This window comes from Pseudomonas sp. S44 (assembly GCF_016624805.1).
Taxonomy (GTDB): domain Bacteria; phylum Pseudomonadota; class Gammaproteobacteria; order Pseudomonadales; family Pseudomonadaceae; genus Aquipseudomonas; species Aquipseudomonas machongensis.
Genome location: NZ_JACVTY010000007.1, coordinates 126710 through 151390 on the forward strand (window position 1 = coordinate 126710; position 24681 = coordinate 151390).

At 64.0% G+C, this 24681-nt stretch carries 23 protein-coding genes, 1 tRNA gene and 2 pseudogenes; 14 read left to right on the forward strand and 12 right to left on the reverse strand.

Going from position 1 to position 24681, the window contains the following annotated elements; translation table 11 throughout:
• Positions 1-77: 77 nt before the first annotated feature.
• Complete coding sequence (gene nadA / locus IAE40_RS08290) at positions 78-1136, reverse strand: quinolinate synthase NadA (protein WP_200602993.1); 1059 nt, start codon at positions 1134-1136, stop codon at positions 78-80.
• Between the two features lie 261 nt (positions 1137-1397).
• On the reverse strand, positions 1398-2906 hold the full coding sequence (locus tag IAE40_RS08295) for a YdgA family protein (protein ID WP_200602994.1): 1509 nt from the start codon (positions 2904-2906) through the stop codon (positions 1398-1400).
• Positions 2907-3501: 595 nt separating this feature from the next.
• Between IAE40_RS08295 and IAE40_RS08300 the strand changes: the two genes are divergently transcribed.
• From IAE40_RS08300 to IAE40_RS26050, 3 genes and pseudogenes are all read left to right on the forward strand, one after another.
• Positions 3502-4854, forward strand: a complete 1353-nt coding sequence (locus IAE40_RS08300) for an APC family permease (RefSeq protein ID WP_200602995.1) — start codon at positions 3502-3504, stop codon at positions 4852-4854.
• Positions 4855-5138: 284 nt separating this feature from the next.
• Positions 5139-6188, forward strand: a pseudogene (locus IAE40_RS26045) (PDC sensor domain-containing protein); the annotation flags it as partial.
• A gap of 345 nt (positions 6189-6533) precedes the next feature.
• Positions 6534-7046, forward strand: a pseudogene (locus IAE40_RS26050) (methyl-accepting chemotaxis protein); the annotation flags it as partial.
• 18 nt (positions 7047-7064) lie between these two features.
• On the opposite strand, the gene IAE40_RS08310 reads toward IAE40_RS26050, so the two are convergent.
• Complete coding sequence (locus IAE40_RS08310; protein WP_063545865.1) at positions 7065-7889, reverse strand: IclR family transcriptional regulator; 825 nt, start codon at positions 7887-7889, stop codon at positions 7065-7067.
• Between the two features lie 237 nt (positions 7890-8126).
• Here IAE40_RS08310 and IAE40_RS08315 point away from each other — a divergent pair, with 237 nt between their 5' ends.
• The 10 genes from IAE40_RS08315 to IAE40_RS08360 all read left to right on the forward strand — a co-directional run bounded on the left by IAE40_RS08315 (position 8127) and on the right by IAE40_RS08360 (position 16764).
• Positions 8127-9152, forward strand: a complete 1026-nt coding sequence (locus IAE40_RS08315; RefSeq protein ID WP_200602997.1) for an ABC transporter ATP-binding protein — start codon at positions 8127-8129, stop codon at positions 9150-9152.
• Positions 9149-10039: an ABC transporter permease gene (locus tag IAE40_RS08320; RefSeq protein WP_200602998.1), complete on the forward strand. Its 891-nt coding sequence runs from the start codon at positions 9149-9151 to the stop codon at positions 10037-10039. Before IAE40_RS08315 ends, IAE40_RS08320 begins: the two co-directional genes overlap by 4 nt.
• Positions 10040-10042: 3 nt before the next feature.
• Positions 10043-10837, forward strand: coding sequence for an ABC transporter permease (locus IAE40_RS08325; RefSeq protein WP_054890980.1), 795 nt, complete (start codon positions 10043-10045; stop codon positions 10835-10837).
• A 1-nt stretch (position 10838) separates the two neighbouring features.
• Positions 10839-11129, forward strand: coding sequence for a (2Fe-2S)-binding protein (locus IAE40_RS08330; protein WP_063545869.1), 291 nt, complete (start codon positions 10839-10841; stop codon positions 11127-11129).
• Positions 11126-12481 carry an FAD/NAD(P)-dependent oxidoreductase gene (locus tag IAE40_RS08335; protein WP_200602999.1) on the forward strand — a complete coding sequence of 452 codons (1356 nt, stop codon included), beginning with the start codon at positions 11126-11128 and terminating at the stop codon, positions 12479-12481. The genes IAE40_RS08330 and IAE40_RS08335 overlap by 4 nt, the downstream gene beginning before the upstream one ends.
• Entirely contained in the window at positions 12478-13614 is a 1137-nt protein-coding gene (locus tag IAE40_RS08340; RefSeq protein ID WP_200603000.1) for an NAD(P)/FAD-dependent oxidoreductase, read from the forward strand. The genes IAE40_RS08335 and IAE40_RS08340 overlap by 4 nt, the downstream gene beginning before the upstream one ends.
• 16 nt (positions 13615-13630) lie before the next feature.
• Positions 13631-14686 carry an ABC transporter substrate-binding protein gene (locus IAE40_RS08345; RefSeq protein WP_200603001.1) on the forward strand — a complete coding sequence of 352 codons (1056 nt, stop codon included), beginning with the start codon at positions 13631-13633 and terminating at the stop codon, positions 14684-14686.
• 117 nt (positions 14687-14803) lie between these two features.
• Positions 14804-15721 carry a LysR family transcriptional regulator gene (locus IAE40_RS08350; protein ID WP_200603002.1) on the forward strand — a complete coding sequence of 306 codons (918 nt, stop codon included), beginning with the start codon at positions 14804-14806 and terminating at the stop codon, positions 15719-15721.
• Between the two features lie 145 nt (positions 15722-15866).
• Positions 15867-16520, forward strand: coding sequence for a hydrolase (locus IAE40_RS08355; RefSeq protein WP_153773374.1), 654 nt, complete (start codon positions 15867-15869; stop codon positions 16518-16520).
• A 4-nt stretch (positions 16521-16524) separates the two neighbouring features.
• Positions 16525-16764 carry a DUF1427 family protein gene (locus IAE40_RS08360; RefSeq protein ID WP_054890987.1) on the forward strand — a complete coding sequence of 80 codons (240 nt, stop codon included), beginning with the start codon at positions 16525-16527 and terminating at the stop codon, positions 16762-16764.
• 7 nt (positions 16765-16771) lie between these two features.
• Here IAE40_RS08360 and IAE40_RS08365 read toward each other — a convergent pair whose 3' ends face one another.
• From IAE40_RS08365 to queE, 6 genes are all read right to left on the reverse strand, one after another.
• Complete coding sequence (locus IAE40_RS08365; RefSeq protein ID WP_197890745.1) at positions 16772-17341, reverse strand: CatB-related O-acetyltransferase; 570 nt, start codon at positions 17339-17341, stop codon at positions 16772-16774.
• 76 nt (positions 17342-17417) lie between these two features.
• Positions 17418-18302, reverse strand: a complete 885-nt coding sequence (locus tag IAE40_RS08370) for a glycosyltransferase family 2 protein (protein ID WP_200603003.1) — start codon at positions 18300-18302, stop codon at positions 17418-17420.
• Positions 18303-18412: 110 nt separating this feature from the next.
• Positions 18413-19624: an N-acetylmuramoyl-L-alanine amidase gene (locus IAE40_RS08375; RefSeq protein WP_200603004.1), complete on the reverse strand. Its 1212-nt coding sequence runs from the start codon at positions 19622-19624 to the stop codon at positions 18413-18415.
• Positions 19625-19838: 214 nt separating this feature from the next.
• Positions 19839-19914 (reverse strand) — tRNA-Lys (locus tag IAE40_RS08380).
• A gap of 60 nt (positions 19915-19974) precedes the next feature.
• Positions 19975-20649: a 7-cyano-7-deazaguanine synthase QueC gene (gene queC, locus IAE40_RS08385; protein WP_153773377.1), complete on the reverse strand. Its 675-nt coding sequence runs from the start codon at positions 20647-20649 to the stop codon at positions 19975-19977.
• A 16-nt stretch (positions 20650-20665) separates the two neighbouring features.
• Positions 20666-21313 carry a 7-carboxy-7-deazaguanine synthase QueE gene (queE, locus tag IAE40_RS08390; RefSeq protein WP_200603005.1) on the reverse strand — a complete coding sequence of 216 codons (648 nt, stop codon included), beginning with the start codon at positions 21311-21313 and terminating at the stop codon, positions 20666-20668.
• A gap of 316 nt (positions 21314-21629) precedes the next feature.
• Between queE and IAE40_RS08395 the strand changes: the two genes are divergently transcribed.
• Positions 21630-22001 carry a hypothetical protein gene (locus tag IAE40_RS08395; protein ID WP_200603006.1) on the forward strand — a complete coding sequence of 124 codons (372 nt, stop codon included), beginning with the start codon at positions 21630-21632 and terminating at the stop codon, positions 21999-22001.
• Between the two features lie 26 nt (positions 22002-22027).
• Here IAE40_RS08395 and IAE40_RS08400 read toward each other — a convergent pair whose 3' ends face one another.
• The 3 genes from IAE40_RS08400 to IAE40_RS08410 form a co-directional block, all read right to left on the reverse strand.
• Entirely contained in the window at positions 22028-23026 is a 999-nt protein-coding gene (locus IAE40_RS08400; protein WP_200603007.1) for a hypothetical protein, read from the reverse strand.
• A 355-nt stretch (positions 23027-23381) separates the two neighbouring features.
• Complete coding sequence (locus IAE40_RS08405; protein WP_200603008.1) at positions 23382-23690, reverse strand: hypothetical protein; 309 nt, start codon at positions 23688-23690, stop codon at positions 23382-23384.
• Between the two features lie 150 nt (positions 23691-23840).
• The gene (locus IAE40_RS08410; protein WP_200603009.1) at positions 23841-24668 is read right to left on the reverse strand and encodes a hypothetical protein; all 828 of its coding nucleotides are present in this window, start codon (positions 24666-24668) and stop codon (positions 23841-23843) included.
• Positions 24669-24681: the final 13 nt, after the last annotated feature.

Sequence of the window (24681 nt, forward strand, 5' to 3'; positions counted from 1 at the left end):
ACGCGCCCCAATCGCGGGACGAGCCCGCTCCCACAGCGAGCGAGGGCATCACTCACTGAGGGAGCGGCGGTCTGGAGTCAGGCGTTGCCGGAGAGCTTGAGACGCGCCGCCTGGGTAAAGTCCAGCATCCGGTTCAGTGGCTTGATCGCCCGCGGAATCAGCGCCGGCTCGACGAAGATTTCATTGCTGCCCTTGCGCAGGCAATCCAGCGTGCGCTCCAGCGTGTTCATCGCCATCCACGGGCAGTGCGCGCAACTGCGGCAGGCGGCGCCATTGCCGGCGGTCGGCGCTTCGACGAACACCTTGTCCGGACACAGCTGCTGCATCTTGTAGAAGATGCCGCGGTCGGTGGCGACGATGAAGGTCTTGTTGGGCAGCGTCTGCGCAGCCTTGATCAGCTGGCTGGTCGAACCCACGGCATCGGCCAGTTCGATCACCGACTCCGGCGACTCCGGGTGCACCAGGATCGCGGCATCCGGATACAACGCCTTCATGTCGGCCAACTGGCGCGACTTGAACTCTTCGTGAACGATGCAGGCACCATCCCACAGCAACATGTCGGCGCCGGTTTTCTTCTGGATGTAACGGCCCAGGTGCTGGTCCGGGCCCCAGATGATGGTCTCGCCGTTATCCATCAGGGTCTCGACGATCTCCAGCGCGCAGCTGGAAGTCACCACCCAGTCGGCACGCGCCTTTACCGCCGCCGAGGTGTTGGCATAAACCACCACGGTACGCTCCGGGTGCTGGTCGCAGAACGCCGAGAACTCCTCTACCGGGCAGCCCAGGTCAAGGGAGCAGGTAGCTTCCAGGGTCGGCATCAGGATGCGCTTTTCCGGGGTAAGGATCTTCGCGGTCTCGCCCATGAAACGCACACCAGCGACCACCACGGTGTCAGCCGGATGGTTCTTGCCGAAGCGGGCCATTTCGAGGGAGTCGGAAACGCAACCACCGGTCTCCTCGGCCAGGGCCTGGATCACCGGATCGCAGTAGAAGTGGGCAACCAGAACCGCGTTCTGTGCCTTGAGCTCGGCAGCGATGGCCGCACGGTAATCGGCCTCCTGCGCGGGCGTCAGCGGATGGGGCTGCTTGGCGTCAAGGTGGGCTTGAACCAGGAGACGTTCGGAAATCTGGGTCATGATCGCTGGACCTGCGTGCGCGTCAGTCGAGTGTACCACCCGGCCCTGGCAGATCGGCTAATGGTGCCGGATGGCCGGCAGTGGCGGGCCATCGCGGCCCATCTGCGGGCGCGGATTATTATCGGACGGCGAAGGCTACAGGCAATCGGGGGAATGCAAAAGGGTTTTTGAAAGGGATGGGGCGTTCACGGAGGAACCCGTCCCCACAGGTGCATTGACACTGCAGGAACGGGCCTACCCGCGAAGCCCTCTCGGGAATCGTCAGCCCTGCGGCGACAAGGCTGCCAGGTGCATGCTCATCAGCATGGCAAACTCTTCGACAGTCATCTTCTTGCCGTTGAAGTCGACCATCCCATCGGCATAGTTCAGCTTCGACACGATATCGCTGCCCTCTTCCAGCGCCATCCCACTCTGCAGCGCCATCACGCCGAACATGTTGCCTGCCTGACCGGCTTGCTGGGCAATGGCCTGAGGATCATTCTGGCCATCGAGCAACGCTTGCAACGTCACCAGATCCACGACCATTGGCTTGGACACCGACAGCTTGCCCTGCAGGCGCGTGATCAGCTGCTTGGCGAACCGGTCCGGCGGCAGGTCGAAGGAGGTCGGATTGGCGAAGTCCAGCGACAGGTTGAAGTGGCTCTGGCCATTGGCCGTCTTGAACGACAGGTCTTCCACCGCCAGTTGCGGCTTGTCGGCCAGCAATTTCTGCAGGTCGCCCTGGACCTTGGCGGTCTCCTCGGGGCTCATGTTCAGCGACGGCACCGCCTCGCCGCGGGCAGCGGCCTCCTGCAGCTCGGGCGCCTTGGTCTGGTACCACTCCAGCAGTGCCTGAGTGGCCGGCATGTTCACCGACTTCATGCTCAGCACCATCTGCCCGCTGCCCACTGCGCGACCGGCGTAGGTGATGTCGGACACCTTGTACTCCAGGCGCCCACCCAGCTTGTCCTGGCCCTCGGCGCTGTACAGGCTGTTCTGCTCCAGCCCCTTGAGCACCAGCACGTCCTGCTTCGGTCCGAGCGTGGCTTGCAGATCGGCCAGCAGCAGGTTCAGGTGGCCGACATAGATCATGTCGTGGCCGGTACTGGTCAGCTCGCCACCGATCTTGAAGCCGTTGAACTGCAACTTGACCGGTGGATGATCATCACCGACCAGGGTCATGTCCAGGCGCTCGGCATTGCCGTGGATTTCCACCGCCTTGCCTTCACGATCCCCTTTGAGCACCAGTTGCATGCCCGCGAAGTCGAGGACATTGCCATCACCTTCGTCCAGCTTCACCGGCGCCAGCCGGATGTCGCTCTCGACGCCACCGCCATAGCCCAGGCTGACCTGACCAACCACCGGCGACGTGTCGCCTGCAGCGGCGAACCACGATGCGGTGCCGTCATCCTTCTGCAACTGGCTGTTGCTGACCGCCATCACCGGCAGCAGCTTGAGCGCCTTGACCCGCGACCAAGGGAAAGGGCCATGCTCGATATGGTCGATCACACCGACCTCGAAGCTCACCGGCTCACCCTCGCCGAGGCGCAGGTCGTTGGCCTTGAGCCGGTACTGCGCGTCGCTGGTGAACAGGTGCTGGTCAAGCGAGACCAACTCGATGGTCATGGTGCCACCCGTACCGACCAGCGCCTTCTGCAACTCCGCGTTGCCGCGGGCGATGGACTGCTCCAGTTCCGTCGGCAGCTGTTTGCCGGTGTACCAGGCACCGGCAGTGGTGACGACGGCGATGGCGACGGCCAGGCCGGAAAGGATGCCTACTGATTTCTTCATGAATAGAACCGATTGCTGTCCATAGGGCTGATGGTGGCGCGAAGCACGCGACCGGGGGTGCCAAGCGTAGCACTGTCGCTTGCCGGCCGCGGTGTTCGCCCGGGAGATTTTCCTGCACTTGCGACGCGTCCTACAACTGCCGACAGGTGACAGCTGCACAGAGCACATCTGTCCTCACTGATCAAACCGCTACAAGAGGCATGACCCACTACAAAGATCGTAAAATTTTACGAACACAAAAATCTGGTTTTTACTGTAAAAATCATATAACAGGGTTTAAGAGTGGATAAAAAGCCGATAAAAACCTGAAAATATATCAATCTGTCATGTTTAACTTGACACCCAACCGTCCAATCGTCTTTTATTTTCCCCACCTTGCTCCGCGCCCTACACACCAAAAAAAAGACCGCGCCGCCATCATGCCTGTCCGCCCCTGCCCCCAGGCGCCGCCGTTTCGCCGGCCTCGCCCGTACTGACTCCCGCGCCCACGCGCGAACCTTCGCTCCGCTATAAAAGGTGAACAACATGGAGCTCATCCGCCCGACCTTGCCGTGCCCGTCGCCCGCCTCGTCCCGTCATCGCCGGGAGTGCCAGCATGCAGCCTGAGCACCCTGCCAGCCGTCACGAGCAGTTTCGCAAGTCCCTGCGCCTCTGGCAGGTTGTGATCATCGGCCTGGCGTACATCGCGCCAATGACCGTCTTCGATACCTTCGGCATCGTCTCCGGCATCACCGCCGGTCACGTGCCCAGCGCCTACATCCTGGCCCTGCTGGGCATCCTGTTCACCGCCGTGAGCTACGGCACGCTGGTGCGGCGTTTCCCGGAGTCGGGATCGGCCTACACCTACACGCAACGTGCGATCAACCCGCACATAGGTTTCCTGGTCGGCTGGTCGTCGCTGCTCGACTACCTGTTGCTGCCGATGGTCAACGCCCTGTTGGCCAAGCTGTACCTGTCGGCGATGTTCCCCGAGGTGCCGGCATGGGTGTGGGTGGTGGCCTTCGTCACCCTGATCAGCCTGGTCAACATGCGCAGCATCAACCTGGTGGCCAACTTCAATACCCTGTTCGTGGCGGTGCAGATCGCGATCATGGCCGTGTTCGTCTACCTCTGCGTGCGCGGCCTGCACCAGGGCGAAGGGCTGGGCACGGCCTGGACGTTGATGCCGTTCGCCGATGAACAGACGCAGTTCAGTGCACTGGTCGCCGGCGCAACCATCCTGTGCTTCTCGTTCCTGGGCTTCGACGCCGTCACCTGCCTGTCAGAAGAAACCCGCGACCCGGCGCGCACCATCCCGCGCGCGATCTTCCTGATCGCCCTGATCGGCGGCGTGGTGTTCATAGTCATGTCGTTCTTCATCCAGGCGTACTTTCCGACCATGGACCGCTTCCAGGATCATGAAGCCGCCCTGCCGGAAATCGCCCTGTACGTCGGTGGCAAGCTGTTCCAGTCGGTATTCATCGCCTGCACGGTGATCAACACCATCGCCTCGGGCCTGGCGTCCCAGGCGAGCGTGTCCCGCCTGCTGTTCGTGATGGGCCGCGACAAAGTGATCCCGGCCCGCCTGTTCGCCCGTCTGCACCCGCGCTATCGCACACCGGTGCTGAACATCGTGGTGGTGGGTGTGGTCGCCCTGTCGGCGATCTTCTTCGACCTCGTGACCGCCACCTCGGTGATCAACTTCGGCGCACTGATGGCCTTCAGCTTCGTCAACCTGTCGGTCATCAACCATTGCTATGTTCGCGAGCGGCGCAACAAGGGCCTGACCAACAACCTCAAGTATCTGGTGCTGCCGACGATAGGCTTTTGCATCATCGCCGTACTGTGGATCGACCTGGACGAGCACTCGCTGGCGTTCGGCGGCGCCTGGGCCTTGTGCGGCGTGCTGTACCTGGCCTGGCTGACCAAGGCGTTCCGCGTCGCCCCGCCAAGCTACGTGGCCGAATGACCCATCCTGCCGACAACGCCCGCGCCTGAACGCGGGCGTTGTCTTGATCGAGAAGGAAAAGCTCCATGTCGCTGCGCCGTCTCTCCATCCAGTGGAAAATCACCCTGCTTGCCGGCCTGTGTCTGCTGGCGGTGGTCGCCTTGCTGGTAGCCACTTCGCTGATCCAGTCCCGGCGCAGCGCCGAACAGGTGTTCACTGCCAACACCGAGTTGCTCGACCAGAGCGCACGGCTACGCCTGCAGGCCCACGCCGAGACCCAGTCGCTGCGCATCCAGCGCTATTTCATGGACGCCTATCAGTACGGCAACGGTTTCGCCCGCCTGGTGCAGGTGCTCAGGGCACGCGGCGGTGACCAATTGCGCAGCGACCTGGTCAAGGAAGCCGGTGCCGCGCTGGCAGGCAACCCCGACCTGATCGGCCTCTACCTGGTATTTCAACCGGACGCTCTGGAGCATCAGGACGCGCGTTTCAGGGGGCAGGCCGAGTTGGGCAGCAACGAGCAAGGGCGCTTCTCGCTGTACTGGTCACGCGAAGACTCCGGCGAGGTCGCCTCCGAAGCGATGCCCGAATCGATGCTGGCCGACACCAGCATCGGCGCCAACGGCTCAGCCTACAACCGCTGGCTGACCTGCCCGCTGGAAACGGCCAAGGCCTGTGTGCTCGACCCGTACTTCGACGAAGTCAACGGCCGTCAGGTACTGATGACCAGCATCGCGCTGCCATTGCTGGAAAACGGCAAGGTGATCGGCGTGCTCGGCCTGGACATTGGCCTGGACAACCTGCAGCAACTGAGCCTGGCCGGGCGACAGGAGCTGTTCGAAGGCCAGGGCCAGGTCAGCATCGTCAGCCCTGTCGGCCTGCTGGCCGGACACAGCCAGGACGCCAGCCAGTTGAGCAAGCCCCTGGAGCAGGCGCTGGGTGAGGCGGTACGCGAACTGCTGGCACCGATGCGTGCCGGCCAGCCGGTCGAGCGCCAGGAAGGCGGGATGCTGCGCGTTGCCCACCCGTTCGCACCGATCCCCGACGCCGCGCCATGGCAGGTGCTGCTGGAAGTGCCGGAAGCGGTGCTGCGCGCCCCTGCCGTGGCGGTCAACCAGCGCCTGGACGCACACAACCAGCAGGCAAACCTCAGCAGCCTGCTGATCGGCCTGGTCGCCGCCGTGTTTGGCCTGCTGCTGGTGTGGCTGACCGCGCGCGGCGTAACACGGCCGATCCTTGCCGTGGCCGAACGCTTGCGCGATATCGCCAGCGGCGAGGGCGATCTGACCCGTCGCCTGGACTACGCCCGCGACGACGAACTGGGCCAACTGACAGGCTGGTTCAACCGCTTCCTCGACAAGCTCCAGCCGGTGATCGCCCAGGTCAAGGCGTCGCTGCACGAAGCACGCGGCACGGCTGACCAGTCGGCCGCCATCGCCAGCCAGACCAGTGCCGGCATGCAGTTGCAACATCGCGAGATCGAGCAGGTGGCCACCGCCGCCAACGAGATGAGCGCCACGGCGCAGGATGTCGCCCACAACGCTTCGCAGGCTGCCGAGGCGGCGCGGGGTGCCGACCAGGCCAGCCAGGAGGGCCTGCAACTGATCGCCAGCACCCGCCAGACCATCGCCAACCTGGCCGCGGGCATGGATGCGGCCGTGGACGAAGCCCGTTCGCTGGCCGGGCGCAGCGAGCAGATCGGCTCTGTACTGGAGGTGATCCGCGCCATCGCCGAGCAGACCAACCTGCTGGCGCTCAACGCCGCCATCGAGGCCGCCCGTGCAGGCGAAGCCGGGCGCGGTTTTGCCGTGGTCGCCGACGAGGTGCGCAACCTGGCCCAGCGCACCCAGGTGTCGGTGGAGGAGATCCGCGTGGTGATCGAAGGCTTGCAGCAAGGCACGCGGGATGTGGTCGATGCCATGCAGGCCGGCCAACGCCAGGCCCAGGACAATGCCCAGCGCATGGACCAGGCGCTGCCAGCGCTGCAACGGATCGGCGAGGCGGTGGCGGTGATCAGCGACATGAACCTGCAGATCGCCTCGGCGGCCGAGGAACAGAGCGCGGTGGCCGAAGAGGTGAACCGCAACGTGGCGGGTATTCGCGATGTGACCGAGTCGTTGTCAGGGCAGGCCGAAGAGTCGGCGCGGATCAGCCAGGCGCTCAACCGGCTGGCCAATCAACAGCAGGCGCTGATGGAACAGTTCAGGACCTGATCGGCGCTACTGCGGTGTTCACTCCCCAAACACTCGCGAAGGATGCCGCAGGGTCGGGTCGAACGGATTGATCCTCGGCCCGATCGCCGCCGTTTCGCGCTTGAGCAACTCGACCACCATCGGCAGGCGCTCCGGCCCCAGCCGGTCGCTGATGGTCGCCACGCTCAACGCCGCCACGGCATGGCCATTGCCATCGAGGATCGGCACCGCCAGCCCGGCCATGCCTGGCAACACGCCGGTGTTGCGCGCGGCATACCCCTGGCGCCGCACGTTCTCCACCTCCGCGCGCAGGAACACCTCGTCGTACAGATGGAAATCCCGTAGCCGCGGCAGGTTGTTGCGAATCACCGCCTCGCGCTCCTCCTCCGGCAGGAACGCCAGGATCGCCAGGCTCCCCTGCCCCACGCCCAGCGCCACACGCCCACCGATATCGCCGGTGAAGGTACGGATCGGATACGGCCCTTCGCTGCGATCCAGACACACTGCATCGAAGCCGCTGCGCGCCAGCAGAAACAGCGAGTCACCCAGCGAAGCCGACAGGCGCAGCAAGCTGGGTCGCACCAGATCGCGCAGGTTACCGCTGTTGCCTGCCCGCGCCGCCAGGGCAAAGAACGCCAGGCTCAGGCGATAACGCTTGCTGCGCGCCTCCTGCTCGACCATGCCTTCATCCACCAGGCTGCGCACCAGCCGGTGCACGGTTGGCTGGGACAGGCCCACCTGCTCGGCCAGCTCGATCACCCGCATGCCCTCCACCGGCGCCTCGCCCAACACCCTCAATACCGCGAACAAACGCGAGACCACACTGACGCCTGGCTCTTCCTGATTTCGTTTATCGGAATTCAATTTGTGATTTTCCTTATCTGAATTTCACTGAACGAATAAAACTGAAAATAGTACTCGACTCAGTGAAATTCGCCATTGAGGCCATCCTAGGCTTGCGCCTACTCTGCGTCCACCGGGACAAATCGAACAACACACCGGTGGCCTTGTGAGTATTCATCGGTCCTCGATTTGCCTCCTTGCATCTGCCCCAACAACAAGCGTGCCCGACACGCGACAAAAGACAGGTGGAACGCAGTCATGGCCTTTCTGCAGCTGGACAATCTTTGCAAACGCTACGGCGCGATCGACGCCGTGGTCGCCACCAACCTCGCCATCGAACAAGGCGAGTTCGTTTCCTTGCTCGGGCCTTCAGGCTGCGGCAAGACCACCACCCTGCAGATGATCGCCGGCTTCGTCGACGTCAGCAGCGGCCGCATCCTGCTCGACGGACGCGACATCACCCACACCAAGCCCAGCAGTCGTGGCCTGGGCGTGGTGTTCCAGAGTTACGCCCTGTTCCCGCACATGACCGTGGCCGACAACGTCGCCTTCGGCCTGCGCATGCGCAAGCAGCCTGAAGCCGAGATTCGCCGCAAGGTGACCGAGGTACTGACACTGGTGCGCCTGGACCGGTACGCCGAACGCTACCCACGCGAACTGTCCGGTGGCCAGCGCCAGCGCGTGGCCCTGGCCCGGGCGCTGGTGATCGAGCCACCGGTGCTGCTGCTCGACGAGCCACTGTCGAACCTCGACGCCAACCTGCGCGAGGAGATGCAGTTCGAGATCCGCAGGATCCAGAGCGAAGTCGGCATCACCACGCTGATGGTCACCCACGACCAGGCCGAAGCCCTGTCGATCAGCGACCGCGTGGTGGTGATGCAGGCCGGACGCGTCACCCAGGTCGACGAGCCATATCGCCTCTACGAACACCCGCGCACCCGCTTCATCTCCGACTTCGTCGGCAAGGCCAACCTGTTGCCCGGCGAGCTGGACGGCGCAGGCCTGCCGCAGGTGCACCACTGCCGCGACGCCAGCCTGACCCTGAGCCTGCGCCCGGAAAAGATCGACCTGCTCGACAACGGTGTTGGTCGCCTGCAAGGCCGCATCCTGACCCGCTACTTCCTTGGCAGCCAATGGCTGTACCGCATCGGTACGCCGCTGGGCGAGCTGACCGTGGTGCGTCGCAACGATGGCAGCGCCCCGCTGGGCGAAGGTGTCGATGTTGGCCTGGACTGGCAGCCCGAGCTGCTGCGGGTGCTCGCTGCCGAAGAGGTGAGCGCATGACCAGCGCCGTGCCTGCCCCCGCCACCTGCGCCAGGCAACACCGTGACCTGCGCGGCTACCTGCTGTCGGCACCAGCGCTGGCACTGTTCGCCGCACTGCTGATCGTGCCGCTGCTGCTGACCCTGGTGCTGTCGTTCAATGTGTTCGACTACGAAGTCGGCATCCGTGCCGACCACTGGACCTTCGAGCACTACCTGGCCCTGCTCGGCGACAGCTACTTCCTCGAAATCTTCTGGCGCACCTTCTGGATCAGCGCCCTGGTCACCCTGCTGTGCGTGGTGATCGGTGTACCCGAGGCCTACATCCTCAGCCGCATGGGCAGCCCGTGGCGCTCGATCTTCCTGGTGGTGATCCTCACCCCGCTGCTGATCTCGGTGGTGGTGCGTGCCTTCGGCTGGAGCCTGTTGCTGGGCGCCGATGGGCTGGTCAACCACGCCATCCAGGCCCTGGGTGGCGCGCCGATGAAGCTGTTGTACACCCCGTTCGCGGTGATCATCGCGCTGGTCCACGTAATGCTGCCGTTCATGATCATCCCGGTCTGGACCAGCCTGCAGAAGCTCGACCCGGCCGCCGAACAGGCCGCGCTGTCACTGGGGGCCAGCCAAGCCAAGGTCATGCGCCTGGTGGTGCTGCCGCAGGTGATGCCAGGGGTGCTGTCCGGCACGCTGATCGTCTTCGGCCTGGCCGCCAGCTCCTTCGCCATCCCCGGCCTGCTCGGTGGCCGTCGACTGAAGATGGTCGCCACGCTGGTCTACGACCAGTACCTGGCCGACCTGAACTGGCCCATGGGCGCGGCCATCGCCATCGCCCTGCTGCTGGTCAACCTGCTGATCATGCTGTCGTGGAACCGCATGATCGAACGCCGCTACAAGAAATCGCTGGGGTAACTCATGTCCAAGAACGGTCCTCTGGCCCTGACCTTCCACAGCCTGGTGGTGGTCTTCATGCTCGCACCGCTGGTGGTGGTGTGCCTGGTGGCATTCACCCCGGAAAACACCTTGAGCCTGCCCACGGCGGGGTTCTCGCTGCGCTGGTTCGAAGCGGTGTTCGAGCGCGCCGACTTCCTCGAAGCCTTCAACAACAGCCTGCAACTGGCGTTCCTTGCCGCCAGCCTGGCGACGCTGATCGCGGTGCCGGCAGGGCTTGCGATCACGCGCCTGCAGTTCCCGGGGCGCGACTTTCTCAATGTGCTGTTCCTGTCGCCGATCATCATTCCGCACCTGGTGCTGGGGGTGGCGCTGCTGCGCCTGTTCGCCCTGCTCGGGGTCAACGGCAGCTTCACCTGGCTGGTGCTGGCGCACACAGTGGTGATCACGCCGTACGTGCTGCGCCTGGTGATCGCCGCCGCCATCGGCGTCGACCGCAGCGCCGAGCAGGCCGCCGAATCGCTGGGTGCAAGCCGCTTCACGCTGTTTCGCAAGATCACCCTGCCGATGATCCTGCCCGGTATCGCCGGCGGCTGGCTGCTGGCGTTCATCAACAGCTTCGATGAGGTGACCCTGTCGATCTTCGTCACCTCGCCGGCCACTCAGACCCTGCCGGTGAAGATGTACGTCTACGCCACCGAATCCATCGATCCGATGATGGCTGCGGTGTCGGCCCTGGTGATCGCCCTGACGGCGGTGACCATGATTCTGCTCGACCGGGTCTATGGCCTGGATCGGGTCCTGGTAGGGAAACACTGACATGGCCTTGTTCAAACGCCTCGCCGAGCGCCAGCGCCCGGTGCTGGAATTCACCCTCGACGGCGAGCCGGCCAGTGGCTTGCTCGGCGACACCCTGCTGACCGCCGTGTTGACCAGCGGTGCACACCTGCGCGGCAGCGACTTCAGCGCCGAGCCGCGCGCCGGGTTCTGCCTGATGGGTGCCTGCCAGGACTGCTGGGTGCGGTTGGGTGATGGCCGCCGCGTCCGCGCCTGCGCCACCGCGCTGGAAGCCGGCCAGCAGGTGCTGCGCGAACCGGGGCGCCGGCCATGAGCGCCGTAGTGATCGTCGGAGCCGGCCCCGCCGGGATCCGTGCCGCGCAGACGCTGGTGGAGCACGGTGTGCGTCCGGTTCTGATCGACGAAGCCAGCCAGGGCGGCGGGCAGATCTATCGTCGCCAACCGGCCAACTTCACGCGACCGGCGCGCCAGCTCTACGGCTTCGAGGCTCGCAAGGCCAGCGCGCTGCACCAGACCCTCGAACAACTCGCCGGGCACATCGACTATCGCCCCGGCACCCTGGTGTGGAACGCCGAACACGGCGCCCTGGACACCCTGCGCGACGGCCATGCCGCGCACCTGCCCTACCAGCGCCTGATCATCGCCACTGGCGCCACCGATCGGGTGCTGCCGGTGCCGGGCTGGACGCTGCCTGGGGTCTACACCCTGGGGGCTGCGCAGATCGCGCTCAAGCATCAGGGCTGCGCCATTGGCGAGCGCGTGCTGTTTTGCGGCAGCGGGCCATTGCTTTACCTGGTGGCCTACCAGTACGCCAAGGCCGGTGCCAAGGTCCTCGGCGTGCTCGACAGCGCGCCCTTCAGCGCCCAGTGCCGCGCCCTGCCTGAACTGCTGGAGCAACCGGCAACCCTGGGCAAGGGCCTGTACTACCGCGCCTGGCTCAGCGCCCATGGCGTGCCGGTGCACCAAGGCGCGACGCTGGAACGCATCGAAGGCGGGCAACAGGTGCAACGAGCAATATGGCGCAAGGGCGACCAGCTTCATGACACCGAATGCGATGCGCTGGCCTTCGCCCATGCGCTGCGCAGCGAAACGCAACTGGCCGACCTGCTCGGCTGTGCATTCGACTGGAATTCGCTCAACCGCGCCTGGTTGCCGCGCCGCGACGAGGCCGGGCGCAGCAGCCAGCATGATGTCTACCTGGCCGGCGACGGCGCCGGGATCATGGGCGCCGACGCCGCCGAGATGGCAGGCGAACGCGCCGCCCTGGCGCTGCTGCAGGACCTCGGCCAAAGCGTCGATCTCCAGCGCTGCCGCACCCTGGAAAAACGCCTGACACGCATTGGCCGTTTCCGTGAAGGGCTGGAAGCCGCCTTTCCCTTCCCCGAGCGTTGGGCCGAACAGGCAGCGGACGATCTGGTGGTGTGCCGCTGCGAAGAGATCAGCGTCGGTGAGTTGCGCGCCGTGGTCGGCGAAGGCCACTGGGAGATCAACCGGGTCAAGGCTCACTGCCGGGTCGGCATGGGCCGCTGCCAGGGCCGCATGTGCGGCGCGGCAGCTGCGGAAATCATCGCCAGTTGCAGTGGCAAGGCCCTGCACGAGGTCGGCCGCCTGCGCGCCCAGGCACCGATCAAACCCCTGCCCTTCGGCGTGGAGCATGACGCATGAGCCCGTGGATCGACTCGGAGGTGATCGTCATGGGGGCCGGTATCGTTGGCGCCTCGGCAGCGCTTGCCCTGGCCCGACGTGGCCGTTCGCTGACCTTGCTGGAACGCGGCTTCTGCGGCGCCCAGTCCAGCGGCGTCAACTACGGCGGTGTGCGCCGCCAGGGGCGCAGCCTGGCACAATTGCCATTGTCGCAGCGGGCACACCAGATCTGGGGCGAACTGCCTGCGCTGATCGGCATCGATGGCGAATACTTGCGCTCCGGGCACCTGAAACTGGCGCGCAGCGAGGCCGACTTCGTCGCGCTGCAACGCTATGAAGCGGCCAGCCGCGACCACGGCCTGGACCTGCAACTACTCGACCGCACCACCTTGCGCGCCCGCTACCCCTGGGTCGGCGAGATCGCCGTCGGCGCTTCGTACTGCGCCGACGATGGCCACGCCAACCCGCGCCTGGTCTCCCCCGCATTCGCCCGCGCCGCCCGCCAGAAAGGCGCACGGGTCATCGAGCAGGCCGGCGACAGCCGTGTCGAGCACGATGGCCAGCGCTTCATCCTGCACACCCAGAGCGGTCTGCGCCTGCGCGCGCCGTGGCTACTCAATTGTGCCGGTGCCTGGGCCGCCGACCTGGCGGCGCAGTTCGGCGAGCCGGTACCGATGGAGTCTGGCCACCCGGCGATGCTGGTCACCGAACCCTTGCCCTGGGTGATGAATGCCAGCACCGGTGTCGAGGGCGGCGGCATCTATGCCCGCCAGGTCGCCCGCGGCAATTGCGTGCTCGGTGGTGGGCGTGGCTTCGCCCTGGACGCCTACCGCGCCCGCCCAGGGCAATCGGCGGTGCTGGCGATCCTGCGCAACGCCGTCGACCTCTACCCGTTTCTGGCCGGTGCCCAGGCGATCCGCACCTGGAGCGGCACCGAGGGCTACCTGCCCGACCACGAGCCGGTGATCGGCGCCAGCACCACCCAACCCGGTCTGCTGCATGGCTTCGGCTTTGCCGGTGCAGGCTTCCAGATCGGCCCGGCAGTCGGCGAGGCGCTGGCCGAGCTGGTCTGCGACGGCGCCAGCCGCCAGCCGATCGAGGCATTTTCCATCCGTCGTTTCCAGGTCCGTCACGACCTGGCCTGTAACCACTAAGAGGAAGGTCGCTTTCATGAAGCACGTCAAACGTATTCTCGGCACCGGCTTGTCCTGCCTGTCACTGGCTATGCTCGCCGCCAGCCCCACGCTGCAGGCCGCCACCCCGACCCTGTACCTGGGCATGAACGGCGGCACCATGGAGCGTACCTACGCCGACAAGGTGCTGCCGGCCTTCGAGCAGGCGAACAACGTCAAGGTGGTGATCGTGCCCGGTACTTCGGCCGACCATTTGGCCAAGGTCCAGGCCAACAGCAAGAAGCCGCAGATGCATGTGGTGATGCTCGACGACGGCATCATGTACCGGGCCATCTCGATGGGGCTGTGCAGCAAGCTGCAGCCCAGCGAGGCCTTGTCGCAGATTCCGCAGAAGGCACGTATCAAGGAAGAAGCCGTAGCTGTCAGCCTCGGGGTCACGGGGCTGGCCTACAACACTCGGCTGTTCGAGAAGAACAGCTGGGCAGCACCTACCTCGTGGGGCGACCTGCAAGACCCGCGCTTCAAGGACAAACTGGTGTTCCAGTCGCTGGCCTCCTCGACCTTCGGCCTGCATGGCTTCCTGATGTACAACCGTTTGCAGGGCGGAGACGAAAGCAACGTCGAACCGGGCTTCAAGGCCTGGCCCAAGCAGGTCGGGCCAAACGTGCTGGAGTACATCGCCAGTTCGGCGAAGATCTCCGAGATGGTGCAGACCGACGAAGCCGCGCTGTTCCCGCTGACGCCCACCCAGGTCACCACCCTGCAGGCCAAGGGCATCCCGGTGGCCTACGCCCAGCCCAAGGAAGGAGCGGTGGTGCTGAATTTCGCCGAATGCGTGGTAGCCAACAACGACCAGCCGGAGCTGGCGCAGAAGCTCGCCGCCTACCTGCTGACGCCTGCGGCCCAGGCCCCGGCGCTGGAGGAAGGCGACCAGATTCCGTCCAACCCCACGACCCCGACCACCGAGCGCACGCGCGGCCAGGTCGAGGCGATGCAGCAGTACCAGCAGAGCGCCGTGGTGGTGAACTGGGACGAGGTCAACCAGCAGCGGCCACAGTGGAACGCGCGCTGGAGTCGCTCGATCGAACGCTGACCAGGGCGCGGATACAGGCGGAGCGGAGCCGAGCTGACCTAACGCCGGTAGGCTTGCCCGGTAGCGGGCCTGGGCCTACTCTGCGGGCAAAGCCGCCTCAGCCGAGCCAAAGAGCCCATGAACGACCCGTTGCAAACGCTTTGCTGGGATGACCTGCGCATCGTCAAGGCCATTGCCGATCACGGTAACCTGGTGGCCGCCGCCACTGCCCTGCAGGTCAACCACTCCACTGTCTCCAGACGCCTGACAGCGCTGGAAACCTGTCTGGGCGTATGCCTGTTCGACCGCCGTCGCAGCGGCTATGTCGCAACGGATGCCGGCAGCGAACTGGTGGCCCTGGCTGGCCGTCTTGAGCTGGAGATTCTCAGCGTCGCCCGCCGCGTCTCTGGTCACGCCCGAGGACTTAAAGGCGAGCTGCGCATGACCACCAGCGATGCGCTGCTGCTGGACTTCCTCACCCCCATCGTCGCCCGCTTCCAGACCGCCAACCCACAGATCCGCATCGAGGTGAGCGTCGGCAACTCTGCGCTGAACCTGGCCAGGGGCGAGTCCGATATCGCCTTTCCCGCCACTCTCGCACCACCGGAAAACCTGTTCGGGCGCAAGGTCGCAACCATTGCCTGGGCGGTCTATGGCCGCAAACCTGTACAGCCACTGCCGATGCCGCAGCCTCGTGAACTGGCGGGGATGCCCTGGGTCTCCTACGGCAAGGGATTGTCGGGCCTGCGGGCGTTCGATTTCGTCGAGCAGACCGTGGCCGCCGAACAGGTGATCTACCGCAGCGACTCGGTCGCAGGCGTCGCCGCGGCCATCGCGGCAGGAATCGGTGTGGGCCTTCTTCCCTGCATGCATGGCGACCTGCAGCCAGGTCTGGTGCGCCTGAGCCCGGTGCAGCCGGAGGTCTACGATGAGCTGTGGATCCTCACCCATCCCGATATCCGCAAGTCCGGCAGGGTGCACGCGTTCATGCAGCATTGCGCCGAGGCCATCATCGCCCGGCGCGATTTCATCGAAGGCTGCGGGCGATTCGACTGAAGCCCCGTGCACCCTTGCGCGAGCGTCCGTGCATGCATGCACACTGCTCGCGCAGATGGCGCTCTAGACTCGCTGGCGTCGAGGGGGCCCTGCCCTCCCGATCTTTCGACGTACTCATGCAGCCTGCTGCCAGAAGGATCCCGCCATGACTATCAACGCTACCGCCAAGCCCGCCCGCTCACTGCTCAGCCCCGATGACCACGCCCTGGTGCTGATCGATCACCAGTCACAGATGGCCTTCAACACCAAGTCGATCGACATCACCAACCTGCGCGCCAATACCGGCATCCTCGCCGAAACGGCCAAGGGCTTTGGCGTACCGACGATCATCTCGACGATTTCCCGCGAGTCGTTCGCCGGCCCGCTGTTCGAGGAGGTCAGCAGGGCCTTTCCGGAGGCTGCAATCATCGACCGCACCACGTCCAACGCCTGGGAAGACGAGCAGTTCGTCGCCCGGATCAACGCCGTGGGCAAGCCACGCCTGGTGATCTGCGGGCTATGGACGTCGGTATGCTGCAACGGTCCGGTACTGTCGGCGCTCGAACAGGGCTTCGAGGTCTACGTGGTCACCGACGCCTGCGGCGACTGCACCGCCGAAGCCCACGAGCGCGCCGTGCAGCGCATGATCCAGGCCGGCGCCCGGCCGATCACCGCCCTGACCTACCTGCTGGAGCTGCAGCGTGACTGGGCGCGTACTGAAACCTACGACCTCACCACGGGCGTTGCACGCCAATACGGCGGCGCCTTCGGGGTCGGCATCCAGTATGTGAAGAGCATGTTCGCCGCCCACCAGGGGTGAGCTGATGAAGCCCTATCTGCTATCGCTTGGCATCGGCGTGGTGGTGGGCCTGATCTATTCGCTGACCGGCGTGCGCTCCCCTGCACCGCCGGTCATCGCGTTGGTCGGGCTTTTGGGAATGTTGGTCGGCGAGCAGGCGCTGCCGCTGGGCAAGCGCTTGCTGCGCATTGATCACACGGCCGAGCAGACCACAACGACCGAGCAACGGCGCCCCGCAGAACTGCGCGACCTGCCGCCCGACTGACGAGGCCTCAGCGGCCCTGACGGGCTCTGGCGTAGCCAAGGAAGGCGTCCAGGTCAGCGCTGCTGAGCATGCGCGCCACCTGCTTGACCTCTTCCATCGGCCAGTCCCACCAGGCCGCCTCCAGCAAGGCTTCGCGCACCGGCTCGTCGAAGCGCCAGCGGATGAACTTGCACGGGTTGCCGCCGACCACGGCAAACGGCGGTACATCGCGGGTGACCATCGCCCCGGCGGCAACGATGGCGCCATGACCAATGGTGACTCCGGAAAGGATCACCGCGTTGGTGCAAATCCAGCAGTCGCTGCCGATCACCACGTCGCCCTTGCTGCGATCGTAGTCGGTGATGTCTTCCAGCCCTTCAACCATGGCAGGAAAGGGATAGCTGCTGACCCAATCGGTGCGATGCTCGCCCCCCAGCAGAATCTGCACGCCAGCGGCAATGGAGCTGTAGCTGCCAATACGCAACACAGATTCCTCACCGAACTCTGTGACCTCTGGCACGCCATAACTGCCCACGCCAACACTGTATCGTGGATAACGCATGCGGATTTTTTCAGATACGCGCTCAAGCTTGTCCATCGCCCGCAGACGCTTGCGTTCACGGCGCTCGGCCAGGTTCCTGAAGAATTTCACGGCAGGCGCTCCTCGATCGGCATCAACGGTGGAACATCAGGCGCTTGATGCGCTTGAGGGTGGTCTTGTTGTAGTGGCGCAGGGGAATGCTGCGCAGCAGATCCCAGGCATAGGCCTTGTCGGCAACCACGGCGTACTTGAGCGCCTTGTGCAACAGCACCGAGCGCCCACGGGCATAACCCGGATACTGCTGGTAGGGCGCGATGGCCTTGAGATCAGCCTCCAGCAGCACCTTGAACTTGCGCGACAGGTTGTTGGGGTGGCGGCGGTAGCGGGTGACGCACACCGGCAGTTCGTGGATCTCGTAACCCTGGGCGGCAATGCGCAAGGTCATCTGGAAATCCTGGACCTTGATGGCCGGATCGTAGAAATCAGCCGCGCGCATCGCCTCCATCCGGTACAGCGAGCCAGGCGCGCCAACCACCACTGCGTCCCGCAGGATCTCGGCGAAATCGAAGACCTTGACCTCGGTGCGTTGCTGCGTCTTGATGTCACAGCCTTCGGTGTCCATGTAGACGATCAACGCACCGACACAACCGACCTTCGGGTGGGCATCCAGGTAGGCGGCGCGAACACTCAGGGAGTTCGGCAGCATGATGTCGTCGAGATCGGGGGTCGAGACATAGACCCCGCGGGCATGCTGCAGACCGGTATTGAGCGCGCCGCTGACCCCTTGGTTGGTCTGGGTCAGCAGGGTGAAATCGTAGGTCGATTGCAATGCGCGCAGCATCTCGACGCTTCGGTCGCTGGAGCCGTCGTCGACGATGATGACTTCGAAGTTCGGGTAGTCCTGGGCAAAGATGCTCGCCAGGGCCGCCTCCAGGTACTTCTCGGCGTTGTAGCAGGGGGCGACGACCGAGATCAGCGGTGCCGAAGCCTCGGTGGTGGAAGTACATCCTTGCGTCATCGTACTGGCAAGCCTCTGTGCGCGATGCGTGAGCGGGTCGCAAGGCTCAGCCCTGGACCGTGAAGCGGCACAGTATACGCAAGCCCGCTGCGTTCTCGAAGCGGCCAGCTTCAGCCTTGGACGCCAGCCTCGGCTAGGCGATGCGCGGCAAGCGCGGCCAGGTAGCTGCCATCGGGTGCACGCCTGCGAAAGTGCTTGTCGAGCCCGGCGAAAATCGCCTCGGCGACCTTGCGCTGATGCCGTGGATCCTGCAGCCGCTGGCAATCCCGGGCATTGGACATGAAGCCAGTCTCCACCAGGATCGAAGGCACGCTGGGCGACTTGAGCACCGCGAAACCGGCCTGCTCCACCCGGGCCTGGTGCAGACCGGCCACGCCTTCGAGCTGGCCCAGCACCGAATGCCCCAGGTCCAGGCTGGTGGAGATGGTCGCGTTCATCGACATGTCCAGCAGCACGCCTGCCACCACCGGGTCCTTGGGCGGCTTTTTCAACACGCTGGACACCCCGACGAAATCGGCGTCGTTCTCGCGTTGTGCCATCCAGCGCGCCACTGTCGAGGTGGCACCATGCTCGGACAGGGCGAACACCGAGGCACCGGATGCGGTGCGCCTCGGCGCGGCGTCGGCATGCACGGAAATGAACAGGTCGGCGTTCAGCCGCTGGGCCATTTCGGCACGTTTGCGCAGCGGGATGAACACGTCCTGATTGCGCACCAGGCGCGCCTTGAAGCCCTTCTGCGCATCGATGCGTCGCGCCAGCAGGCGGGCGATGGCCAGTGCGACGAGCTTTTCCTGCTCGCCGCCACTGCCGACAGCACCTGGATCCTTGCCGCCGTGACCGGCGTCGATGACGATCAGCAGGTCACGCCCCTGCGGCGGCGCCATATTCCCGACAGCCTTGCCCGTCGGCACTGCGGCCGCAACTGGCAATCCGCCAAGACGCAGGGCCAACTGCCGACCGCGGGCGAGCGTCTGCAGCTCACCGGAAATCCCCGGTGAGCGCAGGTCCAGCACAATGCGCAAGCCGCCGTCTGCAGTCGCTGCACTGCGAATTGCCTTGATTGGCGTGCCCTTGAGGGCCAGCCCATCAAGCGAAGTCGCCAGCCCCGCGCCTTGCAGGTCAAGAACCAGCCGCGGTGGCGCTTCGAGGGTGAAAGTGCGGGCGGGTATCGGGCCACTGAGGTCCAGCAGCAGGGTCGTACCCTCTGCTGCCTGGCGCAATACTGCACCGCGAACCTGCTCGGCGGTATTGGCCAGCACCAGGCGGCTGACAGGCAAGGTGCAGCCGGCAAACAGCAGCTGCAGGAAGGTGCGTCTGTCCATGGCGGAGGGGCACTCGTGTCGACAAAAAGCTGATTACAATAAAAGTTATAACATAACATTTTAAAGTCATTTGCAAGGCTTGCTTGTTGTCACGCTCCCACGATCTGCACACGCTGGTTGAACCCGGCATGAACCACGGAGACGTAAACGAAAAAGCCCGCCATAAGGCGGGCTTTTCGTACAGTGGTTCAATACATGCGAACCGCTGTGAATATGGTGGGTCGTGTAGGATTCGAACCTACGACCAATTGGTTAAAAGCCAACTGCTCTACCAACTGAGCTAACGACCCGTTGGATGGCGCGTATATTACTGATTTCTCAGAGGAAATCAACACTCCATCGAAAATTTCTCAAAAATAGCGTGTCGGATCGGCCACACCTGCGGCCTTGAAGCCTTCTGCCCGCAGGCGGCAACTGTCGCATTTGCCACAGGCGCGGCCATCATCATCTGCCTGATAGCAGGAAACCGTCAGACTGTAGTCCACCCCACGGGCGATACCGGCCTCGACGATTTGCGCCTTGCTCAGGTTCTGCAGTGGCGCCTGGATGCGGAACCCCTGCCCTTCCACCCCCGCCTTGGTAGCCAGGTTGGCCATGCGCTCGAAGGCCTCGACGAACTCCGGGCGACAATCGGGGTAACCCGAATAATCAACAGCGTTGACGCCAATGAAGATGTCACGAGCGTGCAGCACTTCCGCCCAGCCCAGCGCCAACGACAGGAATACGGTGTTGCGCGCCGGTACATAAGTGACCGGAATACCCTCGGTAGGTGCTTCAGGCACATCGATGCTGCTGTCGGTGAGGGCCGAACCGCCAATACCATCGAGATTCAAGCCAATGACCTTGTGCTCGACCACCCCCAGATCGCGAGCCACCCGCGCAGCGGCGTTGAGCTCGGCGCGGTGGCGCTGGCCGTAATCGAAGCTCATGGTGTAGCAACTGTAGCCCTCGGCCTTGGCCATGGCGACCACAGTGGCCGAGTCCAGGCCGCCAGACAGCAGGATTACCGCACGTTTTTCAGTCATGTCATCACTCTCTTGATCAGCGGCCCGGTTCGTCGTTCCACAGCAACTTGTGCAGTTGCAGCTGGAAACGCACGGGCAGGTTGTCGGCGACGATCCAGTCGGCCAGGTCGCTGGCGCTCACCTGATGGTGGCTGGGCGAGAACAGGACTTCACCTGCCCGTCTTTCGAGGTTGTACTGGATCAGCTTGGACACTGCCCAGTCGTAGTCCTCGCGGGAGCATATGACGAACTTGACCTGATCATTGCTCGTCAGGTGGTCGATGTTCTCGTAGCGGTTACGGTGAACCTCTTCCGAACCTGGGGTCTTGAGGTCGACCACGCGACTGACCCGCGTGTCCACCCGCAAGATGTCGAGCGCGCCGCTGGTCTCCAGCGAAACCTCGTAGCCCGCATCGCACAGGCGCTCAAGCAAAGGCAATGCGTTGGGCTGAGCCAACGGTTCGCCCCCAGTGACGCAGACATAGCGCGGACGAAAACCCGCGACCTGCTCGAGAATGTCGTCGAGGGTACGCAGTGTGCCGCCACTGAATGCATAGGCACTGTCGCAGTACTGGCAGCGCAGCGGGCAGCCGGTCAAACGCACGAACACGGTGGGCAAGCCAGCCGTTCGCGTTTCACCCTGCAACGAGTAAAAGACTTCGGTGATACGTAATGTGTCTTGCATGGTCGCCACGGGCGTGACAGCTATACAGGCTGACCGCCTCCGTCAGGCACTGCTGCAGACTCGACATAGCGTTATCCGCAACAGCGTGTTTACGAAAAAAGGGCAGAGATTCTAACGAAGAACCGGGCAATTAGTCCAGAAGCCTTGATTTTATTGGGCTGGAGCCGTTTGCCAGTTCATCGCGGCACGTCCGGTGCACAGGGCTTGTGCCCCGCTCTGGCACCGCAACCTTATCGAGCATGCCACTATTTTGATATGGCGGTTTCTAAGCGCCTCGACTAGCGTTGCGCAGACCATTCCTTATGAGCGGCTTGCCATGGACGAACCTTTGTTCTTTGAAGATTTGCGCAAGGCCACCGGCCTGGAGTTTGATCCCCAGTATGTTGCAGCGACGCTCCGCCTCCAAAGCCCAGACCAGCAGGAACAATATCTGAATGACCTGCGCTTGGTGGTCGGCATCTACAACGACGCCCTCAACCATGGCGGAGCAACTACACCCCAAGCGCAGCAGGTGTGGGAGCATGCAAACAAACGGATTGCGTTCTGGGCACTGATGAAGGATTACGCAACCCCTAAGCGTGCGGGGTTGTTTGGCAGGAAGGCTATCGGCCCTGCGGCCCGTATGGCTCTGATGGGCGCCTTATCACCGGAGTCGGAGTTTATGCGTGATATCGAGCATGGCCTTTAGCCCGCACTAGGCGGGCCATCCATTATTTAGCCAATAGTTGCCGCGAAGCCGCCGAGGCCACCACCGTGCACGACACGACGGCTACGGTCCAGCGAACTGTTGCCTACTGCCGCCTCCTGGAAACGGTGAGGAGTACGGGCCAGACGCTCGCCCACCTCCGTCTGCAACTGCTCCAGGGTCGTTTGGCTCACAGCCACCAGCACGCTGTGGGGCAGGACGACACGGCCACCTTGGGTTTCAGCTTCGCGGTAGAGGACCGCCCCACGGGTACTCACCTTCACCAGCGACGTGCCAGCCCGGAACGAAAGGTCAGCAGCGGACAGACCAGCACCGGGCAAGGTAGCCGGGATGATCTCGATCCCCGCCAGCGCCACCAGCACTTCCAGGTCGGTCAGCACCAGTTCAGCGGGATCAACGCCAGCGGCAAGAAGTACCATCAGGCCACGACCGGCAGCCATGACAGGCAGGTCGGAAGCACCAGCGGTGTTCAGTTTCTCGCGGGCTACAAGGTCCAGGGCGGTCGCGGCCATGGTCTTGTTACCAGCGGCAGCGGCATCCTGCACCACGTCAGCGCCAAGCACACCACGGACGCTCAGCACCGCCAGCAGATCAGCTAGCCAGGTCTGGACAGACTCAGCCAGGAGGGCGGCGTGGGCATCACTGGATTTAAGGTAATGGGCCTGCTGACCACGGTACTGCACCATGGCGGCATCATAGTCCAGGGCGGCGGGCAGATCAGCGAGTGGCATGCCGGAACGGGCAGCCTGGGCGAGCACAGCGCCGAGTTCACGGGCTACGTCATCAGCGCCAGTACGCTTGCCTTCGGCTCGGGCCGGATCGATGAAGCGCTCAGCCATACGGCTCAGCCCGGCCTTCACGTCGGCATAGTTGTCGGGGATGACGGGCGCGGTCAGTTCCGGTAGGTCGAGGCGGTCCATGGTAATGGCGGTGCGGAGCGCGCCAAGCAGGGCCTGGGTGCGCGGGGATACGGTTGCGTTGATTACTGGCTTGTTGGTCTTGGTCATTTGTGGTCTCTCCGGTACGGATTCGTCTACGTGGTTTGAATCGAGGTCGCTAATGCAGCAGGTCAGGCGTTTATGCCGAGTGAGGAGCCTGGACGCTGGCGGCGAGTAGCAGCGGCATTGCTGCCGGCAACAACTTCCAATGTGAATTGCTCGACGCTTCCAGTGCTGGGCGCTGGCTGGACAGGCTGGCTAGCCAGCACGCCGACACGGGATTGGTAGGACTGAGCAGACAAGGCGGCTAGGTCGGCTAGGTCAGCATCTGTGAGGCCACGCTGGCGCCTGGCTTGAGCATCTGCCCTGGCGGCCTCGGCTTCGGGCGTTTCTTGCAACTGCGGAATACCGAGCAACTGGTGGATCATGCGGCCACCCCTGGCGAGCGCTTCCACCTGCCGCGCTGGTTGATGTCGTTGCCCTCAAGCTGAAGCTGGGCGCGCGTGCAAATCAGCCAGGCGATTGCCTGGGCCTTCTCCCCGAACAGGAACTCCTTTTGATGCAGCACGCCGTTACGTTGGACGTGGGCCACCCAGCTCAAGCGTTTAGTTAGGGAAAGGCCGCGCACCTTGTCGCGGGTCATCATGCTCAGGACGACGGCCAATGCCTTGTGGTCGAGGGTCATACTGGCGGTGGGGTCGTCCTTGACGATACGGTCATACTTGGTGGCCATAGTGGTCTCCTTGAATAGCGCCCACGGCTTCGCCTGAGCTGCCTTGGCTCATCCGCTGGGCGGTGGGTGTGGGGAAAGTAGGGACAGGATGGGGACATGTCCCCACCCAAAACAGGTTCGATTTCTATAGGTACTTTGTACCTAACAGCATCACTTGCTACGCGAGATAACCTTCTTCACAGTGTCCAGCTTTTGGCCCGTTGCCTTGGCGATGGAGCCATAGGTGGCGCCCTCAGAGCGCATACGCTTGGCCACGTCATGCCAGTGCTCCCCAGACTCTGCAACATCCTGGCGGGTCTCCAAGGCGACTAGACGGGCCTTCAATGCGGCAATCTCTCGGGCTTGTTCTGCCTGGGTATCGTTGAGTCCGGCAAGGCGCTTGGCAACGTCGGCACGCTGATAAAGCGCAGCCACCCCACCGGCCAGGGAGGACTTGCAGATTTCACTTACGTCGCGTGCAGTGCGCATTCCTTCGGCCTCCATAAGGCGAGCAGTGGGGTGGTCTGCCAGCTTCTGCATGGCGCTTTTGAGGTGGCGGCTTTTGGTTGTGGCTAGCCTTGAGGCGTCATCCTCCCCGACCTGCTGGCGCAGGATGGCGCGGGCAGATGGTCGTGTATCTTCTAGCGCTCGGTCATGGGCTTCGGTCATCAGGTCCAGCACCTCGCCCGCCGAGGCATAGCGCCCACGGTAGCCGATAGCACGCAGTTCCTTGGCCATCTCTCGACGCTGGGCCTGGGCCTTCCCCATGTGGCGCCGGACAATGCTTTGGGCGGTAGCCTGCGGCTCAGCATAGGTGCCGGTGGCCAGATACATTGCCTTGATACGGTCTACAGCAGATTGCAGAGCCTGGCCATCTAAGCCGGGGTTTGCCTGGCGCACGAGGCGCACAGCGTATAGGTAGTCGAAAGGCTGCACGTCTGCCTGCACCTCAGCGCCAGCTTGAGCCTGCTGTTGCAACCGTTCTAAGTTCGTGGTCATGGTTCCTCCAGTC

Coding starts and splice junctions, on each gene's coding strand:
- IAE40_RS08355 (WP_153773374.1), top strand. CDS start 15,867: ATGACTATCAACGCTACCGCCAAGCCCGCCCGCTCACTGCTCAGCCCC.
- IAE40_RS08370 (WP_200603003.1), bottom strand. CDS start 18,302: ATGACGCAAGGATGTACTTCCACCACCGAGGCTTCGGCACCGCTGATC.
- IAE40_RS08325 (WP_054890980.1), top strand. CDS start 10,043: ATGTCCAAGAACGGTCCTCTGGCCCTGACCTTCCACAGCCTGGTGGTG.
- IAE40_RS08400 (WP_200603007.1), bottom strand. CDS start 23,026: ATGACCAAGACCAACAAGCCAGTAATCAACGCAACCGTATCCCCGCGC.
- nadA (WP_200602993.1), bottom strand. CDS start 1,136: ATGACCCAGATTTCCGAACGTCTCCTGGTTCAAGCCCACCTTGACGCC.
- IAE40_RS08395 (WP_200603006.1), top strand. CDS start 21,630: ATGGACGAACCTTTGTTCTTTGAAGATTTGCGCAAGGCCACCGGCCTG.
- IAE40_RS08295 (WP_200602994.1), bottom strand. CDS start 2,906: ATGAAGAAATCAGTAGGCATCCTTTCCGGCCTGGCCGTCGCCATCGCC.
- IAE40_RS08350 (WP_200603002.1), top strand. CDS start 14,804: ATGAACGACCCGTTGCAAACGCTTTGCTGGGATGACCTGCGCATCGTC.
- IAE40_RS08340 (WP_200603000.1), top strand. CDS start 12,478: ATGAGCCCGTGGATCGACTCGGAGGTGATCGTCATGGGGGCCGGTATC.
- queC (WP_153773377.1), bottom strand. CDS start 20,649: ATGACTGAAAAACGTGCGGTAATCCTGCTGTCTGGCGGCCTGGACTCG.
- IAE40_RS08320 (WP_200602998.1), top strand. CDS start 9,149: ATGACCAGCGCCGTGCCTGCCCCCGCCACCTGCGCCAGGCAACACCGT.
- IAE40_RS08345 (WP_200603001.1), top strand. CDS start 13,631: ATGAAGCACGTCAAACGTATTCTCGGCACCGGCTTGTCCTGCCTGTCA.
- IAE40_RS08330 (WP_063545869.1), top strand. CDS start 10,839: ATGGCCTTGTTCAAACGCCTCGCCGAGCGCCAGCGCCCGGTGCTGGAA.
- IAE40_RS08360 (WP_054890987.1), top strand. CDS start 16,525: ATGAAGCCCTATCTGCTATCGCTTGGCATCGGCGTGGTGGTGGGCCTG.
- queE (WP_200603005.1), bottom strand. CDS start 21,313: ATGCAAGACACATTACGTATCACCGAAGTCTTTTACTCGTTGCAGGGT.
- IAE40_RS08315 (WP_200602997.1), top strand. CDS start 8,127: ATGGCCTTTCTGCAGCTGGACAATCTTTGCAAACGCTACGGCGCGATC.
- IAE40_RS08410 (WP_200603009.1), bottom strand. CDS start 24,668: ATGACCACGAACTTAGAACGGTTGCAACAGCAGGCTCAAGCTGGCGCT.
- IAE40_RS08300 (WP_200602995.1), top strand. CDS start 3,502: ATGCAGCCTGAGCACCCTGCCAGCCGTCACGAGCAGTTTCGCAAGTCC.
- IAE40_RS08405 (WP_200603008.1), bottom strand. CDS start 23,690: ATGGCCACCAAGTATGACCGTATCGTCAAGGACGACCCCACCGCCAGT.
- IAE40_RS08335 (WP_200602999.1), top strand. CDS start 11,126: ATGAGCGCCGTAGTGATCGTCGGAGCCGGCCCCGCCGGGATCCGTGCC.
- IAE40_RS08365 (WP_197890745.1), bottom strand. CDS start 17,341: ATGGACAAGCTTGAGCGCGTATCTGAAAAAATCCGCATGCGTTATCCA.
- IAE40_RS08375 (WP_200603004.1), bottom strand. CDS start 19,624: ATGGACAGACGCACCTTCCTGCAGCTGCTGTTTGCCGGCTGCACCTTG.